Below are 1435 nucleotides of genomic sequence, written 5' to 3' on the forward strand. Positions count from 1 at the left end.
TCGGTCGCTCGGTCCGGTATGACTTACTGCCCCTGTCGCACGCATGATCCGGGGGGTGTTGTCGCCGGGCCGGGTGGCGTCGGCGAGACCGCTGATAGGGACCCGGCCACCCGCTTTCTGGGCAGGTCTCTCCGTAACGTGGCTGCCGGCAGTCCGACGCCTGATCAGCGGCCGAGCCCATGATGGACATCGTGGGAGAGGCGAGCGTGACCAACGAGTACGGCGTGTTTTTGGGCCTGGACGTCGGCAAGACCGACCATCACGCGGTCGCCCTGGACCGGGCGGGCAAGAGGCTGCATGATGCGGCGTTGCCGAACACCGAGGCGGGGTTGCGCAAGTTGTTCGACAAGCTGGCCCGGCACGGCCGGATCCTGGCCGTGGTCGACCAGCCATCCTCGATCGGCGCCCTCCCGGTCGCGGTCGCCCGCGCCGCGGGGCATCAGATCGCCTACCTGCCCGGCCTGGTCATGCGCCGACTGGCCGACCTGCATCCCGGCACCGCGAAGACCGACGCCCGCGACGCCTACGTGATCGCGGATGCCGCCCGCACGCTGCCGCACACGCTGCGCCGCGTCGATGCCGGCGATGACACCCTCGCCGAACTGGAGATGCTGGTCGGCTACGACGACGACCTCGCCGGTGAAGTCACCCGCATCAGCAATCGCATTCGTGGTCTGCTCACCCAGATCCACCCGCCGCTGGAACGGGTCCTGGGCCCAAAAGTCCAGCACACCGCCGTGCTGGAACTGCTGTCGCGGTGCGGCGGCCCGGCCGGGCTGCGCAAGGCCGGCCGTTCGAAACTCACCGAGATCGTCAAACCGCGGGCACCGCGCATGGGCGCCCGTCTCGTCGAGCAGATCTTCACCGCCCTGGACGCCCAGACCGTGGTCGTTGCTGGCACGGCCGCTGCCGAGACCATCCTGCCGAGACTGGCCGACAGCCTGCGTGAACTGCTAAAACAACGCGACCAGATCGCCGTCCAGGTCGAGGGGATGCTTGATGCGCACCCTCTTTCCTCGGTCCTGATCTCGATGCCCGGTGTCGGGGTCAGGACCGCAGCCCGGATCCTGCTCGAAGTCGGTGACGTCGCTGCGTTCCCCACCTCCGGCCACCTGGCCGCCTACGCCGGCCTGGCCCCGGTCACCCGTCGATCGGGCACCAGCATCCGCGGAGAACACCCACCTAAAGGCGGCAACAAGCAGCTGAAACGCGCGTTCTTCCTGTCCGCGTTCGCCGCCCTGGCCGACCCGCTCAGCCGGGCCTATTACGACCGCAAACGGGCTGAAGGCAAGAAACACAACGCCGCCCTCATCTGCCTCGCCCGTCGCCGCGTCGACGTCCTGCACGCCATGCTCCGCACCCACACCCCCTACCAGCACAAACCGGCAGAAAAGCTCGCCCTCGCTGCTTGACAAAAACCATAGGGACACCCCCC

Annotated in this window: 1 protein-coding gene; it reads left to right on the forward strand. The window is 68.3% G+C overall.

Annotated features, from left to right (window positions below; translation table 11 throughout):
- Positions 1-191: 191 nt before the first annotated feature.
- Entirely contained in the window at positions 192-1412 is a 1221-nt protein-coding gene (locus KXC43_RS50230) for an IS110 family RNA-guided transposase (protein WP_438870967.1), read from the forward strand.
- The last annotated feature ends 23 nt before the right edge of the window (positions 1413-1435 follow it).

The sequence above is a fragment of the Paractinoplanes polyasparticus genome, assembly GCF_019710575.1.
GTDB classification, from domain to species: Bacteria; Actinomycetota; Actinomycetes; order Mycobacteriales; family Micromonosporaceae; genus Actinoplanes; species Actinoplanes polyasparticus.